The 8,587-nt window shown below is 33.3% G+C and carries 8 protein-coding genes and 1 pseudogene; 1 reads left to right on the forward strand and 8 read right to left on the reverse strand.

Features of this window, described 5'->3' with window-relative positions; genetic code table 11:
* The 6 genes and pseudogenes from B9N79_RS26680 to B9N79_RS25535 form a co-directional block, all read right to left on the reverse strand.
* Positions 1-100: pseudogene (locus B9N79_RS26680) on the reverse strand (reverse transcriptase N-terminal domain-containing protein); the annotation flags it as partial.
* Positions 101-663: 563 nt separating this feature from the next.
* Positions 664-924 carry a hypothetical protein gene (locus tag B9N79_RS26425; protein ID WP_085119436.1) on the reverse strand — a complete coding sequence of 87 codons (261 nt, stop codon included), beginning with the start codon at positions 922-924 and terminating at the stop codon, positions 664-666.
* A gap of 172 nt (positions 925-1,096) precedes the next feature.
* Entirely contained in the window at positions 1,097-1,708 is a 612-nt protein-coding gene (gene wrbA / locus B9N79_RS25515) for an NAD(P)H:quinone oxidoreductase (protein ID WP_085119449.1), read from the reverse strand.
* A gap of 279 nt (positions 1,709-1,987) precedes the next feature.
* Positions 1,988-2,965: a ring-cleaving dioxygenase gene (locus tag B9N79_RS25520; protein ID WP_085119438.1), complete on the reverse strand. Its 978-nt coding sequence runs from the start codon at positions 2,963-2,965 to the stop codon at positions 1,988-1,990.
* 145 nt (positions 2,966-3,110) lie between these two features.
* Positions 3,111-3,548 (reverse strand): MarR family winged helix-turn-helix transcriptional regulator, encoded by a 438-nt coding sequence (locus B9N79_RS25525; protein ID WP_085119441.1) that lies wholly within the window; start codon positions 3,546-3,548, stop codon positions 3,111-3,113.
* 840 nt (positions 3,549-4,388) lie between these two features.
* Positions 4,389-5,261, reverse strand: a complete 873-nt coding sequence (locus B9N79_RS25535; protein ID WP_085119442.1) for an alpha/beta fold hydrolase — start codon at positions 5,259-5,261, stop codon at positions 4,389-4,391.
* A gap of 149 nt (positions 5,262-5,410) precedes the next feature.
* Between B9N79_RS25535 and B9N79_RS25540 the strand changes: the two genes are divergently transcribed.
* A complete protein-coding gene (locus B9N79_RS25540) occupies positions 5,411-6,112 on the forward strand; it encodes a MerR family DNA-binding transcriptional regulator (protein ID WP_040060084.1) in 702 nt (233 codons plus the stop codon).
* 389 nt (positions 6,113-6,501) lie between these two features.
* Here B9N79_RS25540 and B9N79_RS25545 read toward each other — a convergent pair whose 3' ends face one another.
* Positions 6,502-7,581, reverse strand: a complete 1,080-nt coding sequence (locus tag B9N79_RS25545; RefSeq protein WP_167555157.1) for a DUF4030 domain-containing protein — start codon at positions 7,579-7,581, stop codon at positions 6,502-6,504.
* Positions 7,565-8,092 (reverse strand): RNA polymerase sigma factor, encoded by a 528-nt coding sequence (locus B9N79_RS25550; RefSeq protein ID WP_094041356.1) that lies wholly within the window; start codon positions 8,090-8,092, stop codon positions 7,565-7,567. Before B9N79_RS25550 ends, B9N79_RS25545 begins: the two co-directional genes overlap by 17 nt.
* Between the last annotated feature and the right edge of the window lie 495 nt (positions 8,093-8,587).

The following is an 8,587-nucleotide window of genomic DNA, read 5'->3' on the forward strand; positions in this document are numbered from 1 at the left end:
TTAAGGCTGTATAGCCATCTGCACCAGGTGTTCGCTTGCCTGTATTTTGTTGCGTCACTCTGCGAATGGAAAGTAGTAGATTTGCTTTACTCCGGGTAAGATGCGGGACGCATCAGAGTAGCCTTATGATTCTACTTTTCCTCTTACCAAGACCCAAGCAAAAATTATGCATTATCTTGAGCTAACCTTTACGAAGCTTACAAACCTTCACGTTCGTTTACCATACCTATCTTCTCCTAACAGTATTCTGGACCATGCATTTGTCCTCTGTTTCCGCATTTCCTCATGCAACCGACAGACTCGTTACCAAGCATGCCGTTTCGGATGGAGATCATCTTTACGTCTAGATGAGTAGTGTCAGCTACACTGTAAGAAAGCGACTTCTTGTCGCACCATAAGATGGATTACAGGAAGTAATAAAAGCTCAAACTCGTTGAATACCAAATAGTTTGAGCTTTTTCTTGTCATTTAAGTATACTTTTACGGACGAAGATTAGAGAGGTTTGTTAACTTTAAGAAAAATGTTCACTTAATCTTCTTTATTATCGAACTTTGAAAAGGAGATGCACTCCAAAATTTTTTTAATACTTCTCGTCTAATCATTATAAAGTATAAAGGCTTTTACTTATCTTTGCATAAAATGAAAAAGACAATGAAGATTATTCAGGTATTTTTAAAGAGAGAAGGTTGCTTATTTATGGAAAAATGATCCCCTTCTTTTTTAAAGTGAGTTTCTTTCTGGATTTGCTGCCGGCTCTCTGGTATTAAAACTTTCATTTGTGATTCTGATTGTCGTTTGGCTATTGCACCAATACTACATGGAATTGCAAATGCTAGGAAATTAAGTTGAAGAGGAAGCTGCGAGCTTAATAAAAATTCTCCAACTGTAGGACCGAGTATACCGCCAATTCTTCCTACTCCCAATTCCCAGCCGACTCTTGTTGAACGGATACCAGACGGGTAAAACTGTGGGACCTATGAATGAGTTAGTATTAATTTGTGTACCTGTTGTTGTCCCGCCAGCAATACAGAGTAATATATATTATTTTCATCTACAAAAAACTAATTGGAAGTTTTTCTGATTAGTTTTTCTTACTTATTGATTCGCCTTTTTTACCCACTCTGCTACTGTTACTGTACGTTTCGCTTGATGTTTTACAGCTGCTTGAACATCTTCAATCATTTTTCCATCTTGACCAACAGTAACACTTGTACCATATGGATTACCACCTGCTCCAAATAATACTGAATCCGTATAACCTGGAGTTGCTATAATGGCCCCCCAATGCATCATAGAGGTATATAAAGAGAGAAGGGTAGCTTCCTGACCACCATGTGGATTTTGTGCAGAAGTCATTGCACTGACTACTTTGTTTACCGTTTTACCTGTGGCCCATAATCCTCCTTGAATATCAAGAAATTGCTTCATTTGTGATGGCATGTTTCCAAATCGAGTCGGAACACTAAAGATAATTGCGTCTGCCCACTCAATATCGTCCCCTGTTGCTATTGAAACTTCTTTCGTTGCTTCCACAGTGTTTTTCCATATATCATTTTTTTCAATAATAGAATCAGGTGCTAATTCCTGTACTTTTAATACTTTAACCTCAGCACCAACTTCTTTTGCTCCTTCTTCTGCCCACTTAGCTAGTTGATAGTTTGTTCCACCCATGCTATAAAAAATAACGGCTAATTTTACATTTGACATTGTTTTAATCTCCTTTTCTGATGAAATTCCAAATAATTTAGATAAAAAACCCATATTTACACCTTCTTTATAATTTCCTTATTTTTAATTTTTTATTTAAACGTTTTAATTCGCTTTTCCGGTAGTTGATACTACTTTGTATTAGGAAATACAATTGGCTTGACAAATGGAATTTTAGCTATTAATCCCCAACTACTTGAAATATTCCATTTTTATTTCCCTTCATCGTCGATAAGAGGGTTATAGTGTTGTAATGAAGCACCAATAATATTTTTCCTTTTATTTTTTGACAAATTCCTTTGTACTTCTCACTGTATCAATTGGGCGAACTAATTTTTCTATTTTTGCACGTTTAGGCTCTAAGAATGGTGGTAAAGATAATTTTTCCCCAAGCGTTTCATATGGTTCATCTCCCATAAAACCAGGGCCATCTGTAGCAAACTCAAATAAAATTCGCGGTGCAACTCTTGCGTATAATGACTCAAAAAAGTGACGATTTACATAACCGGATGTATGGAATCCAAAACTATTCATCCGTTCAATCCATTCTTCCAAAACAGAGCGATCCTCTACACGGAATGCCGCATGGTGAATAGTACCAAAACCTTGCCGAGCTTCAGGAAGAAGGGCATTATATTCTACAATGACCGAGGCACCATTCCCACCTTCACCCACTTCAAATAAGTGGAATGAACCTTCTTTATCTGTTTCTTTAAATAATAAGACTTTTTCCATCATTTCTTTAAAGTAATCAAAGTTCGCAATACGGACAAAAATGGGTCCTAAACCAGTAATCGCATGCTCCAATGGAATTGGACCTTTTTCCCATGGTGTGCCAGATTCCACCCCTTTATTGAATTCATCTGAAATCAATTGATATTGCTGGTTATCGAAATCAATAAAAGAGAGGGTTTTCTTGCCAAATTGCTCTTTAATTCCAGTATGTTTGACTTCTAAACGATCAAAACGTTTTATCCAATAGTCTAATGATTCATCACTCGGTACACGGAAAGATGTCTTTGAAATCTCGTTTGTACCATGTACGCCTTTAGGAATGCCGGGAAAGTCAAAGAAAGTCATGTCTGTGCCTGCGCTTCCTTTATCATCTGCAAAGAATAAATGATAGGTTTGAATATCATCTTGATTTACCGTTTTTTTAACTAAACGCATACCTAGAACATAAGTGAAAAATTTATAGTTCTTTTCTGCACTGCTTGTAATAGCTGTTACATGGTGTATTCCTTTTAGATGGTTCATTATATATTCCTCCAAAATTTAATTTAAAATTAATGGTCGTAACTTTTCTTCAATCTCTTTTCGATTTGGTTTCAAAAATGGTGGAAGTGCCAGCTTTTCCCTTATTGCTTCCATAATATTTTTATCTCGAATTCGAGATATATTTTTAAAAAAATAAACTTGAAACTTTATTCCTTACTTTTTTCAAAAGATTCACCAATGTCTCTGCCTCATCAGAATTTAATGAATCAAATATATCGTCAACTACCTTATGATGTTTTAGCATGATTTCTTGCATTAATTTATTTCCATCATCTGTTAATGTAACATGTATCACGCGACGATCCTCTCGACAAGCATTTCGGCTTAATAAATCTCTTTGTTCTAGTTTATCTATAATATCGGTCATCGAACCACTTGAAATTAAGATACTATTTCTGATTTGCTGAATAGTTTGTTTCCCTTTTTGATAAAGGACCTCTAAAACAGAGAATTCTGTTATATTTAGATTGTTTCTTGTCATTTCTTTCTTTATTTTCTCATGAATTGCTTTAGATGTTTGCATTAATACTAGAAAGGGCAAATTCGTACATTTTCTCTCCATTTAGTTCCCCCTTTCAAAATACCCTGAAATAAAATATCTTGAATATGAGATAATTCTAATACTTATAATTTTTTTTGTCAATGTTTTTTGTTACTGCCTTTTTGATGGAAGCTCTGTCAATGTCTATTTTTTATGAGTTACGTCTTGTTTATATCTATCCTCTTAATAATATAAAACAATACTGTAAATCCTATATATTATATATTTTACACAAACTTTGCTTAGCACTGGCAAAGGGTTTTCTTTATCACATGAAATTTAATAATGATTAGTTAACATAATAGATCTTATAAGAACCTTGTTACTTTATCTTTCCAAAAGTCCTCATTTACGGTATACTTACACCTCATTTGTTATTAAATAACTCCTTTTTTAAGGTTAAAGTGGGGAATATTCTGTATTTATTATTGCTTATCGTTTTATCAACTATTGTTGGTTATCTTTTATTTCTTTTTGGCCCTTTAATTGGAGGAATCATCGCGTTTGGAATTATAGTAGGTTGCTTACTTAGAGGACTATATTTATTGGAAGATATAAGAGGAAGAATGTCAAAAACATCTCCAAAACTAAACAAGGTGGAAACGGCTTATAACAATTATCTAAAAGAAAAAAATAAGATTTAATTTTTATCTTTTTTCTTTACTTAATATATAACATGTTAGAGGACATAAAAAAGCGCAAACCCGTTCAGCAACAACGAGTTTGTGCTTTTGCTTTTCGTTTATATATACCTTTATGAACTGTTTTAACTTATCCATATTTTCTTTCTCCATACTTCTTTAAAGAAAGTTGTAAGGGAACGAAGGTACAAACATAGAATTAAGGTAATTATTTAATGAGTTATAGTAAATTTTTAATCAGCCACGGTTTTATCACTTCTAGAACCGTTATCGGTTGCATTGCTTTGGTGTGATTCATATTTTTTCCTTCTAAAATTTCTATATCCCACCCCATATGTTTTAACTCTTGCTTATTCTTTTGTAATATACCAACGATATCGACAGTTACATTTCCAAAGTTTTTGCCGTAGACAATCGTATCTTTTTCGCCAGCAAATATCAGTTTTGGAATAGCTAATTTATGTTGAATTTCTCGATCGTCAAATTCCTTTAAATTCTTATACAACGTAACAAACTGTTTGGTTTGATTCGTATCCAACTTCACCTTTATGTTATCCCAATCAACTTTTTCTTGACTTTTACTCTCATCTTGCTCATTAAAGACAGAAGAATTCTGATTATTCTTAGATTGTTCATATGTCTTATTAGTTACAATCAACATTTCTTTGTATGGTCCATCTATTGGAGGAAACCCACCCATTATTAAACTTTCTAATCTATCTGTTTGAATACCTAATTGTAAACCAACTAAAGCTAACCAAGAGTAACCATAATAGCTAAACTTTTTAACATCCATCTTATCAGCAATTACTAATAAATCTTTTACTATATTTTCAGCTGTTAGATGCTCTGAATTAGGGTGTTTTAATCGGTGTCCCTCATAATCAAAATATAAAACCTGAAACTTGTCTTGTAATCCCTCGATAAAGTGTTTTCCTAATTCAGGATCTACACCCCATAACTTTAAGCTTTCAGCCTCCTTGCCATAAACAGATTCTTTAGCTACTGGTAACATGATTGTTTTAAATTTCGGGTTACCGACTAACCCGACTTTTAATTCTGATTCATCCATAAGTTTTATGAACTTCTCCATTTCCATCACTCCCAAATCGTTTATATTACTATCATATAACATTCATGCAATCTTTCGGCTTTGGCTCTTTTTTTCCTGATATGTTAAGAATTTATTTAAAATATGTTATTGTAGCACTTGAAGGTTTTACTTTAAATAAGGAGTTAAAAATGGAAACCTATACACCTAAACAAATGGCAGATGCTTTAAATGTTAGTACAACAACTTTGAGAAGATATGAGGAACAAAATCTCATTCCTGCTGTACCTAGGACGGAAAGTAATCATCGTTTCTATACATCTATACACTTTCAAGCCTTTATCACCATTAGGACGTTATTAAAAGGATATGAAATACCCACTGTCTATGAGATTATGAGGATGATTAAAAATGCGAGCTTTGAAAAAGCTCTTTGGCTAGTAAATCAGCAACAATTTCATATACAATTGGAGAAACAAAGAGTGGAAGAAATACTTATAATGATTCAAAGTACTGATTTTACAAAATATAAAAATAGAAAATTAAAGAAATATATGAGTATCGGGGAAGCAGCTGAAATAGCAGGTATTAATACCTCAGCTATTCGCTATTGGGAACAAGAAGGATTAGTGCGTTCAGAAAGAAATAGCGAAAATGGATATAGAATGTTTACAATAACAGAACTACGTAAGATATTGGTTATCAGTAGTTTGAGAAAAACCGTTTATTATCTAGAAAATATGAGGCAGCTTTTGAATGATTTGGAACTACAAAGCTATGATAAAATCGAACGTTCTTTTGGGCTGGCTTTAGAAAATCTGAACTATCAACTTTTCCATCAATATAAGGGAATTTCAGAGATGATAAAGTATATAAATTTTTTAGAGAAATAAAACTTATATGGATCTTTTTAAACAAAAATAGCGCCCAGTTAATTGGGCGCTATTCCTATGTAAAAAGTATAGAGATTTCGATATTAATAGTAATTAATCTGTATTTAAATAATAAGATAAAGCAACTTTATTCAAATAAAAAAGGACATTTCTTATATGCCCTGCTTCCCTGTATTAGCCCCGCCTACGCTAAATACTGTGACAGCCACGCATGCTATCCCGCCTATATTTAGTATAAATGAAAGCGATTACAAAGTAAAGAGAATATTTAATGTTATGTTTTTTATATGTATATCCTACTCATTTCTAATTAACATAATTTTTGTTATCAGTAGAAAAGGGATCTTTAGTCAAAGATCCCTTCTTTCCTCTTTCAATGTAGCTGTATATTAGCTCTCATTTAATTTTTTCTTGTCTTTACTATAGATAATAATTCGATATGCATCATCCCCAATTACTTGTTTTGTTTCTTTCGAATGAAGAAAATCTTGAACCGTTTTTTCTATTTTATCTACCGTATTTTTTGCATCTGAATCTGTTGAAGATAAAGAAGTGTCAATGGAAATCGTAAACGCCTTTGGTTTATTTGAATATCCAACCATCTCTACTTTGTATTCCTTTTTTGCGAGTAAACCATTAGAAATCGTATTCACAATTTCCGACCATCTAGCTTCTCTTTCCCTTTTTTGAGGATTGTAGGTGTGTACTTTTATAGAGAAATCACCCAGCTGATTTTGCTTTAAAGTGTTTGCTACCTGTTTTTTTATTTCTTCTGTTCTCTGTTCTGTATTAGGCAATTCAAATGATATTGAACCAGGTTGAATATCATTCACTTGGCCAAGAGAGTCGTATCCATACCCTTTCAGTACTCCTAACACAACGTCATAAATCCTATTATATTTCTCTAATTGCTCCTTTTCCTCTGGCGTTGGTTCTTCGTAGGGGATAGACTGAGTTATTTGTACCTTGTAAGCATCATAACCGCGTGAATCTAATATATCCTGAATCAGTTTCTTTACAGTTGATTTAACTTCATTATAGTATTCATCTGACCCTACAATCATTACACTGACTCGTTTGGGTTGATTTTCAACTCCTACTCCATCCCATTTATATCCCTTTTTGTCTAAAGCCTCCGTAATCTCATCATTGAGGGGTTTAGATTCAAATAGAGAATTTAAATAGGGAATCTTAGAAATGATTTGTGCCATGGCTGGAGACACAAAGGCAGAACTAATCAATAACCCTATAAGGATCAAAAAGGCAAATCCACTATAAATCACCCTTTTCATCCACCTGTTGTGTTTCCCTATATATTTGTATGAAATCCGTTTAGATGACTCTAAATGGTTCATTCTTTGTATCAGGCGGTCTTTTTGTTTTTGCTTTTGCTTCTCATTCCAAATCAAGTCTTTATTTAATCTTTTTAACGAATCTTCATTAAAGTGGATATTAGATTGTTTTTTCATAGACGCATCCATCCTTTACTAGCTGCTTTTTTAAAGCAGGGAGTGCTCTAAACTGGATTGATTTCACTTTACTTTCAGACCAATTTAATATATTGGCTGTATCCTTAACGGAAAAGCCTTGAATCTTACGAAGGATAATGACTTTACGATGGGAATCTTTAAGCTTTTCTAATGCTTGATAAAGTTCCAAAGACGTTTCCTTAAGTTCAATAAGTTCTTGAGGTAAGCGAGAATGATCCCTTTTAGAACCAATCAGGTCCTTAAAAAGTTGCATGGGTTTGCGCTTCCTAAAATAGTCCATGGTTACATTATGAGCAATACTGAATAACCACGTTTTTTCGGTAGAATTTCTCTGAAATGAATCATAATAAATGTAAGCTTTCACAAATGTTTCATGAGTGAGATCCTCAGCTTGTTGATAATCTTTTACCATCATCAAAATAAACTGTAATATGGCGTCGCTATGATCATCATACCAACACTCAATGTCTTCTCTTTTAGTATTTGTCAACGTTTCAACCATCCTTTTAGCCAATATTCGTTACTTAGACGTAACCTCCTTAAAAAAGTTGTGGTTTTTGTTCAAATAAAAAAACTCTCTTGATAAGAGAGTCCTTATATCAATGAATGATTCGATTAAACGCTCTATTTTGGGTTAACATAACACCAATTACAGGAAGTAGTAAAAGCTCAAACTCGTTGAATGCCAACAAGTTTGAGCTTTTTCTTAATATTTAAGTATACTTTTACGTGCGGTTTTTTCCTCTCAAAAAACTCTTATTGATAATCAGCTTGTTCAATCGCTTCTTTATTTTTCATCACATCGTTCTATTCCTTTTTAAAATTATTTTCGACTAGCTTTTAATTGGAAGTTGGAAGGTATTCAAGCTGTTTCAATTGTATATTAAATTCTGTCATACGCTTTTGGCGGTGATTCCAACCAACCTTTATCAATTAAGATATTGATGCCGTCGTCAACAAATAAGCCAATGTTCATAAGAGTTCT

Origin of the sequence: Priestia filamentosa (genome assembly GCF_900177535.1) — a bacterium.
In the GTDB taxonomy this organism is placed as follows: Bacteria; Bacillota; Bacilli; order Bacillales; family Bacillaceae_H; genus Bacillus_I; species Bacillus_I filamentosa.